Source organism: Kitasatospora purpeofusca, from assembly GCF_042691725.1.
Taxonomy (GTDB): domain Bacteria; phylum Actinomycetota; class Actinomycetes; order Streptomycetales; family Streptomycetaceae; genus Kitasatospora; species Kitasatospora purpeofusca_B.
The window spans coordinates 8,588,479-8,612,757 of record NZ_CP170483.1 but is presented as its reverse complement, the minus strand read 5'-3'; the positions used below and the strand labels follow the sequence as shown (position 1 = coordinate 8,612,757).

Sequence of the window (24,279 nt, the reverse complement as noted above, 5' to 3'; positions counted from 1 at the left end):
ATCGGACAACCATGGCTCCACAGGAACCCAGTGCCGGGGAGGCCCTCGCGGCCTCCCCGGCCGCCGGGGGGCGACAGGTGTGGCGGCGGCTGCTCGCGCGGCGCGCCGTCCTCGCCGCCGCCCTCGTCATCGTCCTGCTCGCGCTGATCGCGGCGGCGGCGCCGCTGCTCTCCGCGCTCGAAGGCCAGGACCCCACCAGCTACCACAACGACCTGCTCGACTCGGCGGCCGGCGGCGTGCCCATCGGCTCCTTCGGCGGCGTCGGCGCCGAGCACTGGCTCGGCGTCGAACCGGGCACCGGGCGCGACGTGTTCGCCCGCCTGGTCCACGGCGCCCGGATCTCGCTGCTCGTCGCCGTCGGCGCCACCCTCGTCCAGGTCACCCTCGGCGTGCTGCTCGGCCTCCTCGCGGGCCTCGGCAGCCGGCTGATCGACCAGCTGATCGGCAACACCACCGAGGTGATGCTCGCGCTGCCCTCCCTGGTCTTCGCGATCTCGCTGATGGCGGTCGTGCCCTCCGGCTTCCCCCGCCCGCTCCTGCTGACCCTGGTCATCGGGCTGCTGGGCTGGGCCGGCACCGCGCGGATCGTCCGGGCCCAGACGCTCAGCCTCAAGCAGCTCGACTACGTGGCCGCGGCCCGGCTCGCCGGTGCCACCCGGTGGCGGATCGCCCGCCGGGAGCTGCTGCCGTCCCTGGCCGCGCCGGTCATCACCTACGCCGCGGTGCTGCTGCCCTCCAACGTGATCGCCGAGGCCGGGCTCTCCTTCCTCGGCGTGGGCGTCAAGCCGCCGACCGCGTCCTGGGGCCAGATGCTCTCCGGCGCGACCACCTGGTTCCGCGCGGACCCGATGTACGTGCTGCTCCCGTCCGCGCTGCTGTTCGTCACCGTGCTCGCCTTCACCGTGTTCGGCGACGCCGTCCGCACCGAGCTCGACCCGCGCGCCGCCTCGCGGCTGCGGGTCGGCACGGCGCGCGGCGCCGCCGGTCCGGCGGCGGACGGCCCCGCCCCGGGCACCGGCGCACCGGACTCCGCCCGCCCCGGCCCGTCGGGCACCGCCGAGGAGGCCACCGCATGACCCGCTTCCTGCTCCGCAAGGCCGTCGGCATGGTCGGCGTCCTGTTCGCCCTCTCCCTGATCGTCTACGCGGTCTTCTACATCGCCCCCGGCGACCCCGCCCAGCTGGCCTGCGGCGAGAAGTGCAGCCCCGCCCAGGTCCTCCAGGTGCGCGAACGGCTCGGCCTCGACGCGCCGGTCCACCTGCAGTACGCCCATTTCCTCCAGGGCGTCGTCGCCGGCCGCGACTTCAGCTCCGGAACGGGCCTGCTGCACTGCCCGGCGCCCTGCCTGGGCGTCTCCTACCGCAGCGGCGAGCAGGTCACCGACATGATCACCGCCCGGCTCCCGGTGACCGCCTCGCTGGCGCTCGGCGCGATGGTGCTCTGGCTGATCCTCGGGGTCGGCACCGGCCTGCTCTCCGCACTGCGCCGGGGCCGGCTCGGCGAGCGCCTGCTGACCGCGCTGACGCTGGCCGGCAGCTCCGTCCCGGTGTTCGTCATCGGCCTGGTGCTGCTGATCGTCCTGTGCGCCCAGCTCCAGTGGCTGCCGTTCCCGAGCTACGTGCCGCTCACCGAGGACCCGCAGCAGTGGTTCTGGGGCCTGCTGCTGCCCTGGGTCTCGCTCGCGCTCATCGAGTGCGCCAAGTACGCCCGACTGACCCGCTCCTCCATGCTGGAGACCCTCGCCGACGACCACATCCGGACCTTCCGGGCGTACGGCGTCAGCGAGCGGCGCCTGGTGACCAGGCACGCGCTGCGCGGCGCGCTCACCCCGGTGATCGCGCTGACCGCGATCGACCTGGGGACGATGTTCGGCTCCGCCGTGCTGACCGAGTCGCTGTTCGGCCTCCCGGGGCTCGGCAAGCTGCTGGTCACCTCGGTCGGCCTGATCGACCTGCCGACCGTCGTCGGCCTCACCCTCGTCACCGGGTTCGCCGTCGTCCTCGCCAACGTCATCGCGGATGTGCTCTACGCGGTGGCCGACCGAAGGGTGGTCCTTTCATGAGCGCCGCATCCCCGGTCGACGTCGGGGGCCTGGTCGACGTCCGGGACCTGGTCGTCGACTTCCCCGTCGGCGACGGCCATCTGCGCGCCGTCGACGGCGTCGGCTTCACCCTGGACGCCGGACAGGCGCTCGGCATCGTCGGCGAGTCCGGCTCCGGCAAGAGCACCGTCGCCTTCGGGCTGCTCGGCCTGCACCGCGGCACCGGCGCCCGGATCAGCGGCTCGGTGCGGGTCGCCGGGGTCGACGCCGTCACCGCCGAGGGCGACGAACTCCGGCGCCTGCGCGGCGGGTTGGCGGCCATGGTGTTCCAGGACCCGCTCTCCGCCCTCGACCCCTACTACCCGGTGGGGGAGCAGATCGCCGAGGTCGTGCGGGTCCACCGGCCGGTCTCCCGCCGGGCCGCCCGGGCCCGGGCCGTCGAGGTGCTCGACCGCGTCGGCATCACCGACGCCGCGCGGCGCTCGCGCTCGCATCCGCACGAGTTCAGCGGCGGCATGCGCCAGCGGGTGCTGATCGCGATGGCGCTGGCCTGCGAGCCCCGGCTGCTGGTCGCCGACGAGCCGACGACCGCGCTGGACGTCACCGTCCAGGCCCAGATCCTCGACCTGCTGCACGAGCTGCGCGCCGAGACCGGGGCCGGGCTGGTCCTGGTCACCCACGACCTTGGCGTGGTCGCCGGGAGCGTCGACCGGGTGCTGGTGATGAAGGACGGCCGGGCCGTCGAGCACGGCCCGGTCACCGAGGTGCTCGGTGCGCCGCGCGAGCCGTACACCCGCGCACTGCTGTCGGCGGTGCCCCGGCTCGACGCACCGCGGGTTCCGGGCACTCCGGACAAGCCGGCCGGGCCGGCCGGGCCCGCCGGGAAGGTTCGGAAGGCTGGGGCCGGCGAGGGCGAGGTCCTGCTCGAGGCCGACGCCCTGCGCCGGGAGTTCACCACCCGCGGCCTCACCCGGCGCACCGCCCCGGTGACCGCCGTGGACGGCGTCTCGCTCACCGTGCGCGCCGGCGAGACGCTGGGCGTCGTCGGCGAGTCCGGCTCCGGGAAGACCACGCTCGGGCGGATGCTCGTTCGGCTGCTGGAACCGACCGGCGGCCGGCTCCACTACCGCGGCCGGGACATCTCGGCACTCGGGGAGAAGGAGCTGCGCCCGCTCCGCCGCGAGCTGCAGATGGTCTTCCAGGACCCGGTGTCCTCGCTCAACCCGCGCCGCACCATCGGCGAGTCCGTCGCCGACCCGCTGCGCATCGCCGGCGAGAGCGACGAGCGCCGCATCCGCACCCGGGTCGGCGAGCTCCTGGAGCGCGTGGGGCTCGACCCCGACTGGTACCACCGCTATCCGCACGAGTTCTCCGGCGGGCAGCGCCAGCGGGTCGGCATCGCCCGGGCGCTCGCCCCCGAGCCGCGGCTGATCGTCTGCGACGAGCCGGTCTCCGCGCTGGACGTCACCACGCAGGCCCAGGTGGTCGAGCTGCTGGGCGAGCTCCAGCGTGATCTCGGTCTCGCCCTGGTCTTCATCGCCCACGACCTCGCCGTGGTCCGGCAGGTCAGTGACCGGGTCGCGGTGATGCGGGCCGGGCGGATCGTGGAGCAGGGCGACGCCGACGCGGTGTACGACTCCCCCGAGCACGCCTACACCAGGGGCCTGCTGGCCGCCGTACCGGTGCTGGACCCGGCCGAGGCGACCGCCCGGCGTCACGCCCGGCTGGCCTGCGCCGGAGCCTGACCCGCCGGTGGGCCCGGTCGCACCTCGCGGGGTGCGACCGGGCCCACCGGCCCGTCAAGGAGTCGCGAGAGCCACGTCAAGGTCGTGGGCAGGAAGCACCGACGACGGCGTGTCGTGCCCGCCGACCGACTAGCCTGGGCCGCTGCCCGCCCGAGCACCACCCGAGGAGCCCAGCGCCGTGTCCGACAGCTTCGCCCACCTGCACGTCCACACCGAGTACTCGATGCTGGACGGGGCCGCGAAGAACGGCAAGCTGTTCGCCGAGGCGGAGAGACAGGGCATGCCCGCCATCGCGATGAGCGACCACGGCAACATGTTCGGCGCCTACGAGTTCTTCCACGCCGCCATGAAGACCGGCGTCAAGCCGATCATCGGCATCGAGGCGTACGTCGCCCCGTCCTCGCGCTTCCACAAGAAGCAGGTGTTCTGGTCGCCCGGCGGCCAGCGGCCGGCCAGCGCCGACGGCGAGGGCGGCAAGGACGTCTCCGGCGGCGGCCGCTACACCCACATGACCATGTGGGCGCAGAACGCCACCGGCCTGCGGAACCTCTTCAAGCTCTCCTCGCTCGCGTCGATGGAGGGCTACTACATGAAGCCCCGGATGGACCGCGAGCTGATCGCCGCCAACGCGACCGGCATCATCGCCACCACCGGCTGCCCCTCCGGCGAGGTGCAGACCCGGCTGCGGCTCGGCCAGTACGAGGAGGCGGTCAAGGCCGCCGGGGCCTACCAGGACATCTTCGGCAAGGAGAACTACTTCCTGGAGCTGATGGACCACGGCCTGTCCATCGAGCAGGACGTGCGCGAGGACCTGCTGCGCCTGGCCAAGCAGCTGAACATCCCGCTGCTGGCCACCAACGACTCGCACTACGTCACCGCCGACCAGGCGGACGCCCACGACAGCCTGCTCTGCGTCGGCGTGGGCAAGAACAAGGACGACCCGAACCGCTTCAAGTTCAACGGCTCCGGCTACTACGTCAAGACCGCCGAGGAGATGCGCGAGCTCTTCCGCGAGCTGCCGGAGGCCTGCGACAACACGCTGGCGATCGCCGAGCGGGTCGAGTCGTACGGGGAGGTCTTCACCTACGTCGACCGGATGCCGCAGTTCGACGTCCCCGAGGGCGAGACCCAGGCCTCGTTCCTGCGCCAGAAGATCGCCGCCGGCCTCCAGCACCGCTACGGCGACAACCCGAGCCAGGAGGTGCTGGACCGGGTCGAGCTGGAGATGGGCGTCATCTCCCCGATGGGGTTCGACGCCTACTTCCTCGTGGTCGCCGACATCTGCCAGTACGCCCGGGACAACGGCATCCCGGTCGGCCCGGGCCGTGGCTCGGCGGCCGGCTCGATGGTCTCCTACCTGACCCGGATCACCGAGCTGGACCCGCTGGAGCACGACCTGCTGTTCGAGCGGTTCCTCAACCCCGAGCGCATCAACCCCCCGGACGTCGACATCGACTTCGACGACCGCCAGCGCGACCAGATGGTGCGCTACGTCACCGACAAGTACGGCTCCGCCTACACCGCCCAGGTCAACACCTTCGGCACGATCAAGGCCAAGGCCGCCGTCAAGGACGCCAACCGCATCCTCGGCTACCCGTTCGCCATGGGCGACCGGATCACCAAGGCGATGCCGCCGGACGTCATGGGCAAGGGCGTCCCGCTGGCGGACCTCTTCAACGACAAGCACCCGCGGTACAACGAGGGCACCGAGATCCGCTCGCTGTACGAGAACGAGCCCGACGTCAAGAAGATCATCGACACCGGCCTGGGCATCGAGGGCCTGATCCGCGGCACCGGTGTGCACGCCGCGGCCGTCATCCTCTCCTCGACGCCGCTGCTCGACCTCATCCCGCTGCACATGCGGGACAAGGACGGCGTGATCATCACCGGCTTCGACTACCCGTCGTGCGAAGCCATGGGCCTGATCAAGATGGACTTCCTGGGGCTGCGGAACCTGGGCATCATCGATCACTGCATCAAGATCGTCAAGGCCAACCGCGGCGTGGACGTCGACATCGAGAAGATCCCGATCGACGACCCCACCACCTACCAGCTGCTGGCCCGGGGCGACACCCTCGGCGTGTTCCAGCTCGACGGCGGCCCCATGCGCGCCCTGCTCAAGCTGATGAAGCCCACCGAGTTCGCCGACATCTCCGCCGTCTCCGCGCTCTACCGGCCCGGCCCGATGGGCATGAACTCGCACACCAACTACGCCCTGCGCAAGAACGCCCAGCAGGAGATCATCCCGATCCACCCGGAGCTGGAGGCGCCGCTCGCCGACGTCCTCGGCCCCACCTACGGCCTCATCGTCTACCAGGAGCAGGTCCAGCGAGCGGCCCAGGTGCTCGCCGGGTACTCGCTCGGACAGGCCGACCTGCTCCGCCGGGCGATGGGCAAGAAGAAGAAGGAGGTGCTGGAGAAGGAGTTCGTCCCCTTCCACGCCGGCTGCAAGGAGCGCGGCTACTCCGACGAGGCCATCCAGGCGGTGTGGGACGTCCTGGTCCCGTTCGCCGGCTACGCGTTCAACAAATCGCACTCCGCCGCCTACGGCCTGGTCTCGTACCAGACCGCCTACCTCAAGGCCAACTACCCCGCCGAGTACATGGCCGCCCTGCTCACCTCGGTCGCCGACGACAAGGACAAGATGGCGGTCTACCTGGCCGAGTGCCGGCAGATGGGCATCCGGATCCTCTCCCCCGACGTCAACGAGTCGGTGGTCGACTTCACCGCCGTCGGCAGCGACGTGCGCTTCGGCCTCAAGGCCGTGCGCAACGTCGGCGTCCCGGTCATCGAGTCGCTGGTGCGCACCCGGGAGGAGAAGGGCAAGTACACCTCCTTCCCCGACTTCCTGGACAAGGTGGAGCTGGTGGTGTGCAACAAGCGCACCGTCGACTCCCTGGTCAAGGCGGGCGCCTTCGACTCCCTCGGGCACACCCGGCTCTCGCTCAGCACGGTGCACGAGAGCGCGATCGACGCCGTCACCGGGCTCAAGAAGCAGCAGGCGATCGGCCAGGACGACCTCTTCGGCGCCCTGGACTCCGGCGACGGCGGCGGGCCCGGCATCGGCCTGGACTTCCAGCTCACCGACCGCGAATGGCCGCGCCGCCAACTCCTCTCCCTGGAGCGGGAGATGCTCGGCCTCTACGTCTCCAGCCACCCGCTCGACGGCGCCGAGCACATCCTCTCCCAGAACCGCGACACCTCGATCGCCGACCTTCTCGGCTCCGGCCGCACCGAGGGCGAGGTCCGCCTCTCCGGACTCATCACCGCCGTGGACCGCCGGATCAACAAGGCCGGCAACGCCTGGGCGATCATCACCCTGGCCGACCGCGACGGCTCGGTCGAGGTGCTCTTCTTCCCCGCCACCTACAACCTGATGGCCGAGCAGATGGTGGAGGACAACGTCATCTCGGCCCGCGGCCGGCTCAACGAGCGCGACGGGTCGCTGAGCATCTTCGGCCAGGAGATCACCACGCTCGACGTCTCCTCCGCCGAGCTGGGCACCAAGCCACCGGTCCAGATCACCGTGCCGGCCGCCCGGATCACCCCCGAGGTGGTGTCCGAGCTCAAGCTCGCCCTCCAGGCCCACCCGGGCGACGTCCCCGTCCGCCTGCTGACCACCGGCTGGGACAAGGACACCCTCTACGAGCTGGGCTTCCTGGTGAACCCCGACAACGGATTCGCCTCGGACGTGAAGACCCTGCTCGGCAACCGCGCCTGGGCGGGCACCGTCGTCCGCAGCTGAGCCGGGCCCACCGCGGGCGCGGCGGCCGGGTGAGTCCCACCCGGCCGCCGGCCCGTCGCCCCCGAACGCAGCCCTGCACAGCGGCGAACCCGCGGTGGCGTCAGCGCGTGCCGCGGGTTCGCGCCCCCGGGGCGTCGCTCAGCCGAGCGGCAGCTCCAGGACGGCCTCCTCCCCGGCGACGGACGTGACGGTGGTGGTGCTGTCCTTCTTGCCGGTGAAGGCGTAGAGCTTGTCGTAGCTGTTGACGACCAGGGCGAGGCGGTGGCCGTCGGGCAGGTCGTAGGCGGCGGGCTGGAGCCGCCAGCTGACGGTCCGGTCCGTGCCCGCGGTCAGGCCTTCCGCGGTGAAGGGCTCGTGGGTGATGATCCGGGCGGTGCCGTCCGGGGCCACGTCGAAGAGGTAGGCGACGAGGGTCGCGGCGTCGGACTCCTCGGCCCGGACCGCGAGCCGGACCGTGGCGGCGCCGCGGACCCGTCGGCCGCCGGTCAGGGCCTCGGTGGACCAGAACAGCAGCCTGGCCCGCTCGAAACCGGCCGGATCGTACTCCTTGGGACTGCCGAACCACTCCTTCTGACCGGTCGCCATGATGTCGTCCATCGCGGTGGCGGCGGTCTCGTGCCCGGCGGTGAAGCCGCGGCTCCAGCCCGCCGACGGCTTGTCGGACAGGGTGCCGTCGCCGTTGCCGCCGTTGCCGTTGCCGTTCAGGTACCAGGCCTCGCTGCCGGTGGTGGCCTCGGCCCAGGACCCGAGCGGTTCGCGCCGGGCCGGGACGGTGATCCGCCGGCCGCCGCCGACGACCGGAGCGGTCCGGTAGGTGAACATGACCTGGCTGTTCACCACCGGCCATCGCGGCACCTCGTTGTCCGCCCCGAGCAGGTGGTGGTCCAGCCAGGCGTAGGCCTCCGCCATCGGCGTCAGCAGGCCGGGGAAGGGCACGCCGCTCAGCACACCGGTGATGCCGGCGCCCTCCGGGGCGCCGTGGTCGCCGATCCACAGGTTCAGGTGCTTCGGGGTGGTGAGCTTCTCGAAGGTCTCGATCACCTCGCCGACCGGGAACAGGCTCTCGTGCCAGGTGTTCGAGTAGTAGGTCGGGATGCCACGCCCGTTGGTGAGGTGCGCGTACGTCTCCGGGGCGCGCTCGGTGCCCCACTCCACCACCCTGTCCAGGTTCCGGCCCTCCCGGAAGTCCTGGAGGATCTGTCGCGTCGCCTCGTCGAACTTGTCCTCCTCCTCGCCCCCGGTGAACTCGATCAGCTTCTTCACGGCCTCCGTGTGCCGGGTGCCGTTGTCGTACAGGCTGGTGGCGAGGTTCCCCCAGGTGCTCAGCGCCGCCACGACGGCGACCCGGTTCTCCCGGTCGTGCGCGGCGACCAGCTGGCTGATCCCCGAACCGTAGGACAGGCCCAGGAATCCGACCGGGCCCCGGCCGAGCTCCGCCTGCGCGAAGTCGATCACGGACGAGCCGTCCGACCAGTCGACCGGTCCGGCGACGTCGATGAACCCCTCGGAGGTGGACAGCAGGCCAGGGGTGCCGATCCCGCGCGGGGTGTACGCCAGCACGTGGTAGCCGCGCGCCGCGAGCGAGAGGTACCCGAACATGAACGGCAGCCAGCCGTACGGGTTCCAGCCGGCGGGCACGACCACCACCGGGCGCGGCTCCGAGCCGCTCTGCTTGATCACGAACGCCGACAGGCCGACGCCGCCCTCCACGGCGATGCGCGGGAGGGTGACCTCGGCACGCCGCCTGACGCCGGCCACCAGCTCCCGCAGCTCCTCGGGAAGCGCGCCCTCCGTCGCCGTGCCCTGGACGGCGGCGAGCAGGGCCCTGGCAACGGCGAGGACGGCGGGACTGATGTCGAGACCCGCACCGCGCCAGATGCCGTTGGTCGCGATGTCGTCGAGCGTCGCTTCGGTGACCGACGGGATCGGGTCTCCACCGGCAGTGGTCATAAGGTACCGCCCTTCCGAGGCAGCCAGGGCGCCCCGCCACGGGGGCGCCGTCAAGCCCGATCATGTTCCCTAGCGGTCGGGACAAACCGGCACGCCTGCGGCTTCGCCCGGACGAGCGAACGACACGGACCGGCGTTGACGATGCCGTCACGTCCGGATGGTGGAATCCCGCCCGCCGGGCCCGCCGCCCGGGGCACGGTGGTCGGCATGATGCTGCAACCGGAGACCGACGACCTCACCGGCTACCTCGCGGCGGACGAGGTGGTCGACCATCGGCACCCGGGGATCCGGGCGCTGGCCGCCGAGCTGGCCGGCCCCGAGGCGGCCTTCCACTTCGTCCGCGACCGGGTGCGGCACTCCGCCGACGCGGGCACGTACAGCGCGGCCTACCGCGCCTCCGAGGTGCTGGCCGCACGCAACGCGATCTGCCACGGCAAGTCCCACCTGCTCGCCGCCCTGCTGCGGGCCCAGGGCGTGCCGGCCGGCCTGTGCTACCAGCGGCTGGAGGACGACGCGGGCGGCTTCGTGCTGCACGCCCTCAACGCCGTCCACCTGGACGGCCGCTGGGCCCGCCTGGACGCCCGGGGCAACCGCGAGGGCGTCGACGCGCGGTACGACCTGGAGCGCGAGCGGCTGGCCTGGCCGGTCCGCCCGGAGCTGGGCGAACGCGACTACCCCGGCATCCACCGCACACCGCCCGCACCGCTCGTCCAGGCCCTCGCCCGGGCGGTGCCGGGCCGCGCCGGCTACGGCTACCTCCCGAGCGAGCTGCCGCCCACCGGATACTGAGCGGCGCCGTCAGCACGCCGCCCGCACCTGAGCCGGGCCGGCGCCCGCACAGCACGCGGCCCCGGACGAGGGTCGAACTCCTCGTCCGGGGCCGCCGACGGTGCGCCGTGGTCCGCTACGCCCCCGCCAGCGTCTCCACCAGCGCGGTCAGGAACTCCTTCGGCCGCTCCAGGTGCACGCTGTGCCCGGCCCCCTCGACCACCACCTCGCGCACCCGTCCGCCCGCGGCGGCGTAGCGGTCGAGGACGGCGCGGGTCTGCGCCACCATCGGCTGCGCCGGGCAGGCGTCCGCGCCGGGCCAGCCCGGTACCGCGCCGATGGCCCCGAGGTGGGCCAGGTCGAAGAGCGAGGCGTCGGAGACGATCACGTCGGCCGCGCCCCGGATCCACAGGATCGGCGGCTTCGGCTCGACCAGCTCCAGGTCGTCGATCCGGAAGTGGGTCGGCGCCATCGAGTTGAGCACCCCCCGCCCGCCCGGCGCAAAGCCCGGCCAGGCGTCGCTCGGACGGCTGTCGCCCGGGTAGTGGTCCTCCCCGGTCCGGGTGGCCAGCATGGCGGCCACGTACCGGTCCGGCTCGGCCAGCGGCTCGCTGACGTAGGTGGTGTCCAGCACCGAGCGCGGCGCGAACGGCGACTCGGCGCCCCGCTCCCCTTCCCGGATCAGCCGGACGAACTCGGGGGCCGCGCCGCCGGCGCCCGAGCCCGCGCCGTCGGGCGAGTTGAGCCGCCCGTCCACCCCGTGGGTGCCGCCGAAGCCGTACGGCGAGACCGGGTTGACCAGGGTGAGCGAGCGGACCAGCTCGGGCCGGTCGCGCAGCAGTTGCAGCGCCACGCCGCCGCCCATGCTCCAGCCGACCAGGTGCACCGGGCCGAGGGCCAGCGCCTCGACGTAGGAGAGCAGGTCCTCGCTGTGGTCGCGCAGGCCCCGGGTGGCGTCCACCGGCAGCGGCTCGGTGCCTCCGAAGCCGCGCAGGTCGGGCGCCAGTGGGCGGTAGCGGTCGGGGAGGTCGGCCATGGTCGGGTGCCAGAACACGCCGGAGGAGACGTTGCCGTGCACCAGGACCACGGGCTCCCCGGTGCGGCCCTCGATCTCGGCGTGGTTCACCGTCAGGCGGTCGGTGGCGGTCAGTCGGTCGACGATCATCCGGCGGGTCCTCAGTTCAGCCAGCCGGCGACCTGCGCGCTCGCCGCGCCGTCCCAGCCGAGTTGCAGGTGGTTGGCGAGGGTGATCAGCGCGGTGCCGCCGACGGTGGCGATGCCGGTGGTGTCCAGGGCGCTGGCCACGAAGACCACGCCGTCGCTGGGCGCGCGGTTCTCGTTGAAGATGCCGACGACGCTGGGTGCGCCGCCCGCCAGGAGGTAGGTCGTCACCGAGGCGGGCACCCCGGCCTGGTGCAGCGGGGCGATCAGCGAGCCGGCGTCGATCGCGGCCTGGATGCCGCCGCCCTCGGTGTAGAAGCCCTGCCCGCCGTAGTAGGTGGTGTACCAGTCCTGCTGGGTCTGGTCGATGCCGAAGGTGGAGTCCCAGCGGGCCAGCATCTGCCGCTGCCCGGGATAGACGTCGTAGCCGCCCGAGGGGGCGAAGGAGAACTCCGGGTGGGCGGTGTAGGTGCCGTAGCAGGTCATCCGCAGGTGCGGCGCGGGGGCGTTGACCTGGCCGCCGCACTGCGGCCAGATCGAGAAGTCGTGCGCCCAGCCGTGGGCGAAGGGGTAGTCGTAGCCGCCGTTCGGGCCGCCGAGGGTGATCAGCTTGCGCACGTCGCCCGCGTACGGGCGGCCCCAGGACGGCTTGACCGAGGAGACGTAGGACCGCGCGGACATCTCGCCCTTGCTCCAGCCCACCACGTCCACCTGGGGGACGCCGAGCTTGGCGCGGATCAGCGCGACGGCGTCGCCGACCTCCTGGGCCTGCATCAGGTTGTCGCCCTGCTTGTGCGCGAAGCCGATCGCGAAGACCCGGTAGCCGCGCCCGGACAGGTTCTGCATCAGGCCGGTGCTCGGGCAGGAGAGGCTGCCGCAGCCGTAGCCGCCGGACTCGCCGGGATTGGCCCAGGCCCGGTCCGGGTTGTCGTTGGCGCCGTGCACGAGCAGCACCGGGACCTGGTGCGCGCCGGTGTTCCAGCCCGGGGCCGAGTAGAGCAGGAAGCGGCCGGAGTACGGCTGCTTGACGCCGCCGAAGAAGGTGAGCCGCTGGCCGTCCTGGTTGCCCCGGCCGTCCGGCGGATACTGCTCCTGCTTGAAACCGGTCGTGGTGTCGAGGTAGCGCTCGACCCGGTCCCAGCCGTTGGCGACGCTGCTGTAGGTCGCCTCCAGGGTCAGGTGCGCCGGCACCGCCGCCGAGGCCTGCCCCGTCGGGACGACCGCGCCGATCAGCGCCAGCACGCCCGCGAGCAGCCAGCCCACGCCTCTGCGCCCACCGCGTCCACTGATTCTCCACATACGCACCCGCTCCTCCACGCCGAGGCTCCAGTAGGGCGACACGCTACGGATGCCGCCGCGCCCTCCCCATGGCGGCGGCCCACACCTCGGGCGCCCCGATATGGCGGCCGGCCACCTGGCCAGGGCGGGCACGTCCCACGCGGGGCGCCCCCGGGGCGCCGCGGTGTCAGCGTGCGAGCGCCTCCGGCGCGGCGCGGCCGCGCGGGCGGGGCGGGACCGCTTCCGCGACGAGGGTGCCCAGCTCCACGTCCCCGGGCTCGTAGAGCCACGCGACCAGCCCCCCGAGCGCGAGCGCGACCAACCACTGCGCCGCCGTGCGCACCTCCTCCGCCGGCGATCCGGCTGCCGCGAGGTCGCGCTCGGTGCTGGCGAGGCTGTACTCGAGCCGTCCGGCCATCAGGGCGTGGGCGGGGTGGGACGGCACGGTCGCCTCGCACATGAGCACGATCTCCGCGGCGGCCTGCCAGCGGGGGCGCCCGAGGAACGCCTCCAGCCGGCTGCCGGGGTCGCTCTCGTCCGGCGCGCGGGCCGTGAGCTCGGCGACGACCAGGTCGAGGAGCGCGCGCTTGGTCGGGGCGAGGTGCACCAGCGCGGCCTTGGTCAGGCCGGCCCCGTCGGCCACGGCCTGCATGGAGGTGCCGTAGTACCCGTGGGCCGCGTAGAGGCAGGCCGCGCTCTCGAACGCCCGGGCGCGCGGCGTCGGCTCCGGCCGCGCGGCCGCTTCCCCGGCTGCCTCCGCGCCCGGCGGGGCGTCGGGCAGGCGCGGCGGCGCCGGGGGCGCGGGGGGAATCCCGTACGCCCTCAGGTCGTCCTCGTAGGCGCCGAGCAGGCCGGGAATGTCGATCCGGCCGGGGAAGTACAGCGAGAGGATCTGCAGGCCGTCCCACCCGGCGCTGAGCCGCTGGACGGCGAGCTTCACCGAGCGCTCGTCGCCGCCGAGGCCGCCGAGCAGCCGCACGCCCAGCCGGCCCGCGATCCGGCGGCGGGTCCGCATGAGCTCGTGGCCCGGGTGCTCGGGGCTGGTCGCCTCGCCGAGCAGGGCGGTGAACAGCGGGATCCACCCGGTCTCGGCCTCGTTGCGCCGGGCCACCTCGGCCGCCGAGAGGGCTCGTTCGACGCCGGACGCGCCATCCGCGCGCCAGTTCCCGGGCTTGCGGTCGAGCCGGTCGACGAGCGCGGTGAGGATCTCCTCCTTGGAGCCGAAGTGACGCAGCAGCGCCGGATGGGAGATCCCCGAGGCCGCCGCGATGTCGCGCAGCGAGGTGGCCCGGTAGCCGGTGCTGATGAACAGCTCGTGGGAGGCGTCCAGGATCCGCTCGACGCGCTCGCGCCCGGTCCGGTAGCTGCCCCGTTTCATCGCCATCGCTCCAGTATCGCGCCTGTGTCACCCCTCCAATTCTTACCACCAGCGTGGTAACTTTTCGCTCCACGGACGGACCTGTGACCGAAGGAGACCGGTATGGCCCAATTGCGCGAGGACTTCCTCTGGGGAGCCGCCACCTCACCGCACCAGATCGAGGGCAACAACGTGAACGCGGACTGGTGGGCGATGGAGACCGCCCCCGGCTCCCCGTTCCCCGACCGCAGCGGCGACGCCGTCGACAGCTACCACCGCTACGCCGAGGACATGGGGCTGCTGGCGGCGGCCGGGCTGAACGCCTACCGCTTCGGCTTCGAGTGGGCGCGGATCGAACCGGCCGACGGGCAGTTCTCGCGGGCCGAGCGGGACCACTACCGCCGGATGGTCGACACGGCCCACGAGCTGGGCCTGGCACCGGTCGTGACGCTCCAGCACTTCACCCTGCCCCGGTGGTTCGCCGAGTCCGGCGGCTGGCGGCGCCCCGACGCAGCCGACCGGTTCGCCCGCTACATCGAGTTCGTCTCCACCGCGCTGCGGGACGTGGACTGGGTCTGCACGATCAACGAGCCCAACATGCTCGCCGTGTTCGCGAGCATCCAGGAGGTCTACCTGAATGCCATGGACGGCGGGCAGGGCGGCGCGCCGGACAGCGGGCAGGCGGGCGGCCAGGCGGCCACCGAGCTGGCGACGGCGCTGGCCGGCGTCCGCCCCGACCAGGCGCTCGGCGACGCGCTCGCCCAGGTGCACCGCCGCGCCGTCGAGGTGGTGCGCGGGACGACGAACGCGAAGGCCGGCTGGACGGTCGCACAGCAGTCGTTCACCCCCACCCCGGGCAACGAGGAGGTCTTCGAGCGCGTCCACCGCAGCTGGGAGGGCTTCTACCTCGACGCCGCCCGCGAGGACGACTTCGTCGGCGTGCAGGCGTACACCAGCCAGCCGGTCGGCGCGAACGGCCCGGTGCCGCACCCGGAGCACCCCGACAACAGCCTGACCGGCTGGGCGTACCGGCCGGACGCCCTCGGTATCTCGCTGCGCCGCGCTTGGGACGAGGCCGGCGGCGTCCCCCTGCTGGTCACCGAGAACGGCATCGCCACCGACGACGACAGCCGGCGGATCGCCTACACCACCGAGGCGCTCGGCCACCTGGAGGCCGCCGTCGCGGACGGCGTCGACGTGCGCGGCTACCTGCACTGGTCGGCGCTCGACAACTACGAATGGGGCCGCTACGCGCCCACGTTCGGCCTGATAGCCGTGGACCGGGAGACCTTCGTCCGCACCCCCAAGCCGAGCCTCGCCCAGCTCGGCGCCCGCGCCCGCGCCCACCGCAACGGTCCGCAGTGACCAGGCCAGAGATTCGGAGACCAGGATGTCCGTGCACGCCGACCCCGGGCCCGCGTACGACCCCCCGCCGGCCACCGGCCCGACTCCGGCCGCCGACCCGACTCCGGCCGCCGACCGGGCGGTAGAACCCGGCGGCAAGGTGCCACCGGAGCTGCGGCGCCTGTTCCGGACCGCCCCGTTCGTCGCCGCGGCGGCCCCGGTCGCCTACGCCGTCTCGACGTACTACGCCGCCATCCAGGTCGAGCACCTGGCCCCGGACGCCAAGGCCTCCAACCTCGCGGTGATCAACGCCCTCGGCGCCGTGGCCGCGATGCTGGCCCAGCCGATCGTCGGCGTGCTGTCCGACCGGACCCGCACCCGGTACGGCGCGCGAAGACCGTGGATGCTCGGCGGCGCCCTCATCGGCTCCGCCGCGCTGCTCACCGCCGGGCTCGCACCGGGCGTGGCCGCCCTGACCGTGTGCGTCATGCTGGTGCAGTTCGGGTTCAACGCCTCCCAGGGACCGTTCTCCGCGCTGCTGCCCGACCGGGTCCCGGAGCGGCTGCGCGGGCGGTACTCGACCGGCGTGGGACTCGGCGTGCTCCTCGGCTCCGTCGCCGGCCCGGCCGTCGGTTCGCTGTTCACCGACGACCTCCCGCTCGGCTACGCGGTCCTGGCCGGCGTCGTCCTCCTCGCCATCGTGCTGTTCGTCGTCCTCGTGCCCGACCGGGACAACCGCGGTGAGCCACGACAGCCGTTCTCGCTGCGCGCCTTCCTCGCCGCCTTCTGGGTCAACCCGGTCCGCCATCCCGACTTCTTCTGGGGCTTCGCCGGACGCCTGCTGCTGTTCGGCGGGTACGCGATGCTGAGCACCTACCAGCTCTACCTGGCGCAGGACTACCTCGGCCTGACCCTGGACGAGGCGACGCGCACCGTACCGCTGCTCGGGCTCGCCGCGCTCCCCGGCATCATCGTCGCGACGGCGGTCGCCGGTCCCCTCTCCGACCGCATCGGCCGGCGCAAGCCCGTGGTGCTCGCCGCCGGACTGCTCATCACGTCCGGCGCCGTGATCCCGCTCCTCCTGCCGTCGGTGGCCGGACTCGCGCTGTCCACTCTCGTGGTCGCCTCCGGCTTCGGCGCGTTCATCGCGGTCGACCAGGCGCTGATGAGCAGCGTGCTGCCGAACCCGGACGACTTCGGCAAGGACCTCGGCGTGCTCAACCTCGCCGCGACCCTGCCCAACACCCTCGCGCCGGTCGTGGCCGCGGGCGTCGTCCACCTCTTCGGCAGCTACGCCGCGCTCTACCCGGTGGTCGGCGTGATCGCACTGCTGGGCGCGCTCTCCGTCCTCCCGATCCGCAGCGTCCGCTGACCGGGTCGCCCTCCCCCACCGAACGCCCCGAACCACCCACCCTCCCCTGTTGTGAAAGGACACGGCGATGTTCACCACCCCGCCGATCACTGCGCTGGTCGAGCGCCTCACCCTGGAGCAGAAGGTCCGTCTGCTGACCGGCGCCTCCATGTGGTCGCTGCACGACGAACCCACCGTCGGCCTGCGCTCCATCGTCGTCTCCGACGGTCCGAGCGGCGTGCGCGGCACCGCGATGGACGACCGCGACCCCTCGGCGAGCCTGCCGTCGGCGAGCTGCGTCAGCGCCACCTGGGACCTCGAACAGGTCCGCCGGCTCGGCTCCCTGATCGCCGCCGAGGCCCGGGCCAAGGGCGTCGACGTCGTGCTCGGCCCGACGGTCAACCTGCACCGCTCGCCGCGCGGCGGACGCCACTTCGAGGCGTTCAGCGAGGACCCGTACCTCACCGGCGAGTTCGGCGCCGCCTACGTCGGCTCCGTCCAGGCGCACGGCGTCGCGACCACCGCGAAGCACTACGTCGCCAACGACTCCGAGACCGACCGCTTCACCGTCGACGTCCACGCCGACGAGCGGACGCTGCGGGAGGTCTACCTCGCCCCCTTCGAGCGGATGGTCGACGAGGGCGCCTGGCTGGTGATGTCCGCCTACAACACCGTCAACGGCGTCACGATGTGCGCCAACCCGCTGCTGCGCGAACCGCTGAAGGACGAGTGGGGCTTCGACGGCGTCGTCGTCTCCGACTGGGGGGCGGTGCACGACACCGAGCCGTCGGCCGACTCGGGACAGGACCTCGTCATGCCCGGCCCGGACGGGCCCTGGGGCGCGGCGCTCGTCGAGGCCGTGAAGGCCGGGCGGGTCCCGCAGAGCGCGATCGACGAGAAGGTCGCCCGGCTGCTCCTGCTCGCCTCGCGCGTCGGCGCCCTCGACAGCGGCCCCGCCGCCGCCCCGGTCGAGTCCTGGGACCGCTCCGCCGTCACGGACCTGCTGCGCGAGACCGCCGCCGACGGCATGGTGCTGGCCCGCAACGACGGCACCCTCCCGGTCGAGCCCCGGGACGGGCTCACGGTCGGCGTGATCGGGCAGCACGCCCTGCGCGCCCGCGCCCAGGGCGGCGGCTCGGCGTCGGTGTTCCCGTACCACGTCGTCACGCCGCTCGAAGGCCTGCGGGACGCCTACGGGGAGCACGCCGTCACCTTCGCGCCCGGCCTGCCGCCGGCCGACGAGCTGCACCCCTTCACCCGGGGCACGGTCACCGACCCGTTCTCGGGCGCCGACGGGGTCCACGTCCGCTACCTCGACCCGGACGGTGCCGCGCTCGAGGAGGAGACCATCCCCTCCGGCCGCCTCGTCTGGCTCGGCGACCCGCGACTGGCCGCGGCCCACCGCGTCGAGCTGACCACCCTCTTCACCACGGACCGCGACGGCCGGCACGAGCTCGGCTTCGCGGGAGTCGGCGGATTCGTCCTCGAGATCGACGGCGAGGCCGTCAGCACCGACCCGCTCACCGCCCCCGGCGGCGACCCCGTCACCGCGATCCTCAACCCCCCGTCGCGGACGGTCTCCCGCGACCTGGACCGCGGCCAGACGGTCGAGCTGCGCCTGACCTACGCCCCCGAACTCCCCAGCGGCTTCCCCGTCGCCCTGGTCCAACTCGGCTACAAGGACCTCTTCGGCGATCCGGCCGAGGAGTTGCGGCGGGCGGTCGAGGTGGCCGCCGCCGGCGACATCGCCGTCGTGGTCGTCGGCACCACCGAGACCCTGGAGTCGGAGGGCTTCGACCGTCCGGGCCTCGGCCTGCCCGAGGGCCAGGACGAGCTGGTGCGCCGCGTCGCCGAGGCCAACCCCCGGACGGTCGTGGTCGTCAACTCCGGTGCCCCCGTGCTGATGCCCTGGCTCGACGAGGTGGCCGCCGTCGTCCTGTCCTGGTTCCCCGGCCAGGAGTTCGGCGCGGCCCTCGCCGACGTCCTCAGCGGCGCCCGCGAGCCCGGCGGCCGGCTGCCCACCACCTGGCCCGCCCGCGAGGAGGACGTGCCGGTCTGGCAGATCGAACCGCAGGAGGGCCGGCTCGCCTACACCGAGGGCCTCCACCTCGGCTACCGCGCCTGGCTGAAGCGCGAGCGGGCCGGCGGCCGGGGACCGGCGCTGCCGTTCGGCTCCGGCCTCGGCTACACCAGCTGGCGGATCGACGAGCCCACCGTCAGCACCGCCGGGGACCACGTCGTCGTGCTGGCGGACGTCACCAACACCGGTGCCCGGCCGGGCAAGCAGGTCCTCCAGGCCTATCTCTCGCGCCCGGGGTCGGCCGTCGAGCGGCCGGTCGCCTGGCTCGCCGGCTTCACCGCCGTGCGTGCCGGGGCCGGCGAGCGCGTGCTCGCCCGCATCGAGATCGCCCCGCGGGCGTTCCAGCACTGGGACACCGACGCGCACGGCTGGACCACCGAGCCGGGCACCTTCACCCTGCGGCTCGCGACCTCCGCCGCCGACCCCGGCCACACCGTCACGGTCACCCCCGCGAGCGGCCGGGCGTAGCCGCACCCCGCCGCAGGACCGGCCTCCGCCGCCGGTCCTGCGGCCCCTTCGGCCACCGGGCGGCTGGCCGCCCACGGCGCGGGTGCCTGCGCCGGTGTCCACCCGGTCGCGCGGTGGTGTCCGACGGGCGCAGCTCGACGTCGTCGGCGACGCCGCCATCGGCTACGAACCCGTCCCGGTCACGCGTCCGGAGTGGGGTCAGTCGACGGGGTGGAGCGGGAGGTCGAGGTAGGACTCGGCGCCCTTCGGGGAGGTGAGGTCGATGGTGAACACCGCGGTGACGGCGTTGGCGTGGGCGAAGAAGGGGTCGTGGGTGTCGATGACCAGCTGGAGCCGGCGGCCCTTGGCCACGACGTAGTCGGCGGGCTGGAGGGGGAAGGTCACGGTGGTGGCCCGGCCCGCCTGTTCGGCGGTGAAGGTGTACGGGGCGTGGGTGACGATGTGCGCCGTGCCGGTGACGGGGTTGTGGTCGAGCAGGTAGGCGACGATCGTGGCGCCCGGCTGCTGCGGCTTGACCGTCACCCGCAGTTCCGCGCCGCCCCGGACGCGCGCGGTCCGCTCCAGCGGCGCGGTCGTGAAGACGGCGGCGAGGCCGCGGTCGATCTCGGCGGTCCGGTAGACGTGGGGCAGGCCCAGGCGTTCGACCAGGCCGGTCTGGACGAGCTTGGGGGCGACGACGATGTCGGTGCCCTGGCCGGTGGCCTTCACCGAGCGGGTCCAGCCCGCCGCCGCGCTGCCCTCGACCAACTGCCCGTCGCTCTGCCCGGCGGCCGCGTCGGCGAGGTGGAACCGCTTCCCGGGCAGGGCGTAGTCGGCCCAGGAGAGGTGGCGGAGGTCGGAGAGCGGGTTGAACATGTACTCCGAGCGGACGTCGAAGCGCGGCGGCTCTCCGTCTCCGGCGGTGCCGCCGAGGTGGTGGTCCATCCACCGGTAGGCCATGTCGGTGGGCTTGGCGCGGAGGCCCGAAAGCCCCGGGAGTTCGGCGTTGCCGTGGTCACCGACCTGGACGAGAAGCGTCTTGGGGCCGGTCAGGCTGCTGTGGAAGTCGATGACGGCGGGCACGGAGAAGATGGTCTCGTGCCAGCTGGTGGTCAGCAGGACGGGCGTCGCGGCGTCGTTGTACGCCTCCAGGTAGGTCTTGGGCGACCGGGCCTCGGCGAACGCCCGGACCTCGTCGTCGATGGTGTTGGCGCGGATCTTCCGGATGATCTCGCGGAACTCCGGCGAGCACCGGTCCTCGCCGAAGAGCTGTACGAGCGCCTCGAACGCCTTGAGGTGACGCGTGCCGTTCTCGTACAGCGAGGCGAAGAGGTCGGCCCAGGCGCTGGTGCCCGCGACGGCCTTGATCCGCCGGTCCTTCGCGGCCGCGAGCAGGCTCGTCCCGGCGCCGTAGGAGGAGCCGAAGAAGCCGATCCGGTCGGGGTCGACGCCGTCGATGCCGACCAGCCAGTCGATGACCTCGGTGGCGTCGGCGACGTCCTGCGGTCCGGCGACGTGGATCTCGCCCGTGGACTTGGCGAGACCGCGCTGGCTGTAGGCCAGGACGACGTAGCCGCCCTGCGTCCAGCGGGAGATCATGCCGAGGTAGGCGCGGTGCCCGATGTTGATCAGCGGGGCGGGCAGGACGACCGCGGGGCAGGTCTGTCCGGGGGCGAGGTCGCGCGGGACGCTGAGCGACGCGTCGAGCTCCGTCCCGTCCGCCATGGTGATCACGGTCTCCGAGTACCGGGCGATCTGCGCGTACACCTCGTAGTCGTCGGCCAGGCCCCACTGGTCCAGGCGGCCGATCCGGCGCGGCGACGGGTCCAGCAGCGCCTCGCGGATCGCGTCCAGCTTGGCGAGGTCTTCGGCGCCGAGCGCGAACGGGGTCTCCGGGGTTCCGGCAACGGACATGGCTGTACCCGCCTTCTGTGAAAGGGATGGTGACGATGTGTCGAGCACATGTTCACCCGGCCGAGATCTCCACGGGGAAACGTCTCCGCCGATGATCACTCGAATGGATGAATCTCGCCGGGTAAGCCCCCAGACAGGTCAGGCGGGTGGATATCAGGCGTATGCACGCCCGAGGACTACGACCCGGGGCGGCAGCGGCGCGGGAGGTGCCGTCAGCAGCCCGGGCCGGAACGGCGGAGCGGCGCGACGATCCTCCGGGGGCGGTCAGCGGGCGAGGACGTGGCCGTCGGCGGGGCGGTGGTCGCGGGAGCGGCGCAGGTCGGTGGTGACGTAGGTGCGTTGCAGCCAGCGGTCCGCTCCGTCGTAGCGGGGCCGGAAGGCGGTACGGCCGTGGACGGTGACGCGGTTGTCGATGACGACCAGATCGCCCGGCACCAGGCGCAGGGTGCGGGCGGTCGCCTCGCAGGCGCGGCCGAACTCGGCCAGCGCGGCGGTGGCCCGGGGGGTGAGCGGGGAGGTGACGAGCTGGGCCATGCGGATGTCGGGGTCCTCGGCCGCGCCGAACAGCACCGGCCGGGGCTCGGCCCCGGCTCCGCTCCCGGCGTCGGGGCCGAAGGAGGGCGGTGGTGTGGTGATGAACTCCGGTGCGAACAGGGCCTCCCGGCCGGCCCGGGTGAGCAGGGGCACGGCCTGCCGGATGCCGGCGACCCGCATGCCGGCGGTCCGGTCGTGGTCGGCGCGCAGGCACAGGAAGACCACGTAGTCGGGTGGGTGGGGGTGGAAGCCGTTCTCGGTGTGGAAGGACAGCGGCACCGACCCGGCGTTGCTGTGGAAGCTCTCCTGCCCGGGCACGGGGACGACGTCCTGCACCAGCGCGCCCGTCTTCTCGGCCAGGTAGGCGAGCGGCTCGCCGAGCCCGCAGGCCACCATGGTGAGCACCGCGGCCGGGACGGCGGCCCGGCGCTGGACCGATCCGAGGACGGACGGTGTGGCCGGCAGGGCCGCCCGGTCGACGGGCAGGCCGCCGATCACCAGAGTGCCGTGCGGGCCGGAGTGCCGTCGGAACCGGCGCACCGCACGGCGCAGCGGCAGCGGAAGCTCGTCCCAGGCGTCCCGGGCCCGGGCCACCCACGCGGGGCTGTCGACCTGGTCGTGCCCGCCGGCGGACAGGGTGCGGGCCAGGCGCTCGCACGCGGCGGCATCGGCCGGATCGAGGGTCCAGTCGGCGGCGGCGGTGTTGTGCGTGGTGCCGGACATCGGGTCTCCTGCCGGGAGTGCGAACGGTGGGCGGCCGGACTCACGAGTGGCGCAGACCGGCCACGGCGTCGGCGATGTAGTGGTCCCCGAATCGGATCAGGGGGGCGTACTGGGCCGCGCGGCGGTGGCGCATGAGCCGTAGTTCGGCGACGGCGTTGTCGGGGCCTTCGGGCCGCTGGGCGATGGAACGCCGCAGATGCACCATCGAGTACGCCAGGGTGACGTGCCGTTCGGCGTCCACGATGTCGGCCTCCAGGAGGGCGCCCCTCGCCTCGGCCAGCTCCGGGTTGCGGGCCACCAATTGCTCGTAGGATTGGGGCAGTACCGTCAGCAGGTCCTTCATCGCCGCTCTGAAGAGCTTGTATCCGCGGTGCTGGCGCCCGCTGAGCGGGATGTCCGTCGACGGCGGTGCCATGGTCCGGCGGATCGCCGCCAGGTAGTAGTCGGCCGGGATCGTGCCGGCGTGGTTCATGGCCGCGGGAAAGCCGCGCACGTACACCGTCGCCTCCGCCAGCCGCAGCAGCGCGGCATCGGTGTCGTCGTCGCGCAGGTGGCGGGCGGCGTCGGCCACGGCGACCGCCGCGCAGACGTTGAAGAGGACGTGGACCTGGTGCCCGATGAGCCAGCGGGCGCTCCAGACACTCTCCAACGGCGCCCTCGCACCGGGCTCGGGTACGGCGGGCTCCGGCATGGGTCCGGGTTCGGTTCCCGGGGCCGCGCCGGTGAGGTCGAGCACCGACTGCCGCATCGCTGCCACTTCCAATGCCAGGTCGGCCCCCGCCAGCGGAGCGTCGCACAGGTCCTCCAGACCTCGCTGGACGACCAGGGCGCCGTGCAGGGCGGCCTGTTGATCCGACAGTTCCACCTCACGAACTCGGAAGTACGACTGGCTGGTCGACTCCGCCGGGATGTCCTCACCGGCCACGGCCGGCGCCAACGCCGCCAGCGCGGCCACCAACTCACCGGCCACGGAGGCGGCCTGCCGCAGCGCGGCGGTCCGCTCGAAGGGTCCGGCATGGGTCGCCACCCCGGCCAGCACCCGCGCCGCCCTCCTCGCCCCGGCATCGACCCGCGAGCCCAGCCCCGGGGCGGGCCGCCCGCCCCGGGGCTCTCGGAAGACGGCGACGGGAGGATGACCGGCAGACGGCGACAAGCCCATGGTTGGAATAGTTCGCCAGGAACACGCCACACGAAACCCTGATCGGTCACGCGATTCCGGCTCCGGGGCGGCCGTGGGGCCCGGAGCCCGCCGGTGCCGGTCCGAATTCGACGGAGGCCGAAGGGTGTTGGTCGGCCGGGGCGGGCGTGACGAGACTGGATGCGCCGACCCGGCACACCGGCGACGGAGGTCTCGTCGGCTCGGCCGGCTCGGGTCGGCGATCTTCCAACTCACAACCAGCATCGAGGAGTTCACATGATCCACAGCTCCAACCGCCGCCTGCGCGTCGCCGCCGCGGCCCTCGCCGTCTCGGCCGGCCTCCTCGGCGGTGTCGCCTCCGCCCAGGCCGCCTCGGCCGACACCCTCGCCGGCGGCCCGGGCCGGACGGTCCGCGCGACCGAGACGGCGACCTTCACCGGGAGCGGGACCGGCGGCACGATGGGCTCGGCCATCGAGAGCGCGACCAACGTGGCCTACTCGTTCGCCCAGGCGGCCGGCTGGCAGCGCAGCCAGTGCTACCGGCTCGGCTCCGACGTGCGGCAGTCCGGCGGCTGGTGGACCTCGGTCTCCACGGTGTTCTGCCAGCGCTGAACCGCCCCGCGCGCGCGGCCGGCCCGACGGCCCGGGGCTCGGCGGGACGACCGGCCCCCGGGGCCGTGCATCCCGCCGAGCCCATACCGGA

16 protein-coding genes are annotated in these 24,279 nt (G+C 73.2%); 9 read left to right on the top strand and 7 right to left on the bottom strand.

The features are described from left to right. Window positions 1–11 precede the first annotated feature (11 nt). From ACFCLZ_RS36915 to dnaE, 4 genes are all read left to right on the top strand, one after another. Complete coding sequence (locus ACFCLZ_RS36915) at window positions 12–1,076, top strand: ABC transporter permease (RefSeq protein ID WP_380282283.1); 1,065 nt, start codon at window positions 12–14, stop codon at window positions 1,074–1,076. Continuing rightward, on the top strand, window positions 1,073–2,062 hold the full coding sequence (locus tag ACFCLZ_RS36910) for an ABC transporter permease (protein ID WP_380282282.1): 990 nt from the start codon (window positions 1,073–1,075) through the stop codon (window positions 2,060–2,062). The genes ACFCLZ_RS36915 and ACFCLZ_RS36910 overlap by 4 nt, the downstream gene beginning before the upstream one ends. Then, on the top strand, window positions 2,059–3,786 hold the full coding sequence (locus ACFCLZ_RS36905) for an ABC transporter ATP-binding protein (RefSeq protein WP_380282281.1): 1,728 nt from the start codon (window positions 2,059–2,061) through the stop codon (window positions 3,784–3,786). The genes ACFCLZ_RS36910 and ACFCLZ_RS36905 overlap by 4 nt, the downstream gene beginning before the upstream one ends. Before the next feature lie 178 nt (window positions 3,787–3,964). Then, the gene (gene dnaE / locus ACFCLZ_RS36900) at window positions 3,965–7,531 is read left to right on the top strand and encodes a DNA polymerase III subunit alpha (RefSeq protein WP_380282280.1); all 3,567 of its coding nucleotides are present in this window, start codon (window positions 3,965–3,967) and stop codon (window positions 7,529–7,531) included. Window positions 7,532–7,669: 138 nt separating this feature from the next. On the opposite strand, the gene ACFCLZ_RS36895 is transcribed toward dnaE, so the two are convergent. Then, on the bottom strand, window positions 7,670–9,481 hold the full coding sequence (locus ACFCLZ_RS36895; protein WP_380282279.1) for a CocE/NonD family hydrolase C-terminal non-catalytic domain-containing protein: 1,812 nt from the start codon (window positions 9,479–9,481) through the stop codon (window positions 7,670–7,672). A 207-nt stretch (window positions 9,482–9,688) separates the two neighbouring features. Between ACFCLZ_RS36895 and ACFCLZ_RS36890 the strand changes: the two genes are divergently transcribed. Beyond that, a complete protein-coding gene (locus ACFCLZ_RS36890; protein WP_380282278.1) occupies window positions 9,689–10,270 on the top strand; it encodes a transglutaminase family protein in 582 nt (193 codons plus the stop codon). 115 nt (window positions 10,271–10,385) lie between these two features. Here the strand turns inward: ACFCLZ_RS36890 and ACFCLZ_RS36885 are convergent, their stop codons facing one another. The 3 genes from ACFCLZ_RS36885 to ACFCLZ_RS36875 all read right to left on the bottom strand — a co-directional run bounded on the left by ACFCLZ_RS36885 (window position 10,386) and on the right by ACFCLZ_RS36875 (window position 14,072). Beyond that, complete coding sequence (locus ACFCLZ_RS36885; RefSeq protein ID WP_380282277.1) at window positions 10,386–11,414, bottom strand: alpha/beta fold hydrolase; 1,029 nt, start codon at window positions 11,412–11,414, stop codon at window positions 10,386–10,388. Window positions 11,415–11,425: 11 nt separating this feature from the next. Next, entirely contained in the window at window positions 11,426–12,709 is a 1,284-nt protein-coding gene (locus ACFCLZ_RS36880) for an esterase/lipase family protein (protein WP_380282276.1), read from the bottom strand. Between the two features lie 166 nt (window positions 12,710–12,875). Beyond that, a complete protein-coding gene (locus tag ACFCLZ_RS36875; protein ID WP_380282275.1) occupies window positions 12,876–14,072 on the bottom strand; it encodes a TetR/AcrR family transcriptional regulator in 1,197 nt (398 codons plus the stop codon). A gap of 96 nt (window positions 14,073–14,168) precedes the next feature. On the opposite strand from ACFCLZ_RS36875, the gene ACFCLZ_RS36870 reads away from it, so the two are divergent. From ACFCLZ_RS36870 to ACFCLZ_RS36860, 3 genes are all read left to right on the top strand, one after another. Further along, a complete protein-coding gene (locus ACFCLZ_RS36870) occupies window positions 14,169–15,410 on the top strand; it encodes a glycoside hydrolase family 1 protein (protein ID WP_380282274.1) in 1,242 nt (413 codons plus the stop codon). A 25-nt stretch (window positions 15,411–15,435) separates the two neighbouring features. Further along, on the top strand, window positions 15,436–16,761 hold the full coding sequence (locus tag ACFCLZ_RS36865; protein WP_380282273.1) for an MFS transporter: 1,326 nt from the start codon (window positions 15,436–15,438) through the stop codon (window positions 16,759–16,761). Between the two features lie 67 nt (window positions 16,762–16,828). Beyond that, window positions 16,829–19,288, top strand: a complete 2,460-nt coding sequence (locus ACFCLZ_RS36860) for a glycoside hydrolase family 3 C-terminal domain-containing protein (protein ID WP_380282272.1) — start codon at window positions 16,829–16,831, stop codon at window positions 19,286–19,288. A 198-nt stretch (window positions 19,289–19,486) separates the two neighbouring features. On the opposite strand, the gene ACFCLZ_RS36855 is transcribed toward ACFCLZ_RS36860, so the two are convergent. The 3 genes from ACFCLZ_RS36855 to ACFCLZ_RS36845 all read right to left on the bottom strand — a co-directional run bounded on the left by ACFCLZ_RS36855 (window position 19,487) and on the right by ACFCLZ_RS36845 (window position 23,477). Further along, window positions 19,487–21,181 carry a CocE/NonD family hydrolase gene (locus ACFCLZ_RS36855; RefSeq protein WP_380282271.1) on the bottom strand — a complete coding sequence of 565 codons (1,695 nt, stop codon included), beginning with the start codon at window positions 21,179–21,181 and terminating at the stop codon, window positions 19,487–19,489. A 264-nt stretch (window positions 21,182–21,445) separates the two neighbouring features. Then, the gene (locus ACFCLZ_RS36850; protein ID WP_380282270.1) at window positions 21,446–22,438 is read right to left on the bottom strand and encodes a TauD/TfdA family dioxygenase; all 993 of its coding nucleotides are present in this window, start codon (window positions 22,436–22,438) and stop codon (window positions 21,446–21,448) included. A gap of 40 nt (window positions 22,439–22,478) precedes the next feature. Beyond that, window positions 22,479–23,477, bottom strand: coding sequence for a hypothetical protein (locus tag ACFCLZ_RS36845; protein ID WP_380282269.1), 999 nt, complete (start codon window positions 23,475–23,477; stop codon window positions 22,479–22,481). A gap of 375 nt (window positions 23,478–23,852) precedes the next feature. Here ACFCLZ_RS36845 and ACFCLZ_RS36840 point away from each other — a divergent pair, with 375 nt between their 5' ends. Further along, on the top strand, window positions 23,853–24,188 hold the full coding sequence (locus ACFCLZ_RS36840; RefSeq protein ID WP_380282268.1) for a hypothetical protein: 336 nt from the start codon (window positions 23,853–23,855) through the stop codon (window positions 24,186–24,188). The last annotated feature ends 91 nt before the right edge of the window (window positions 24,189–24,279 follow it).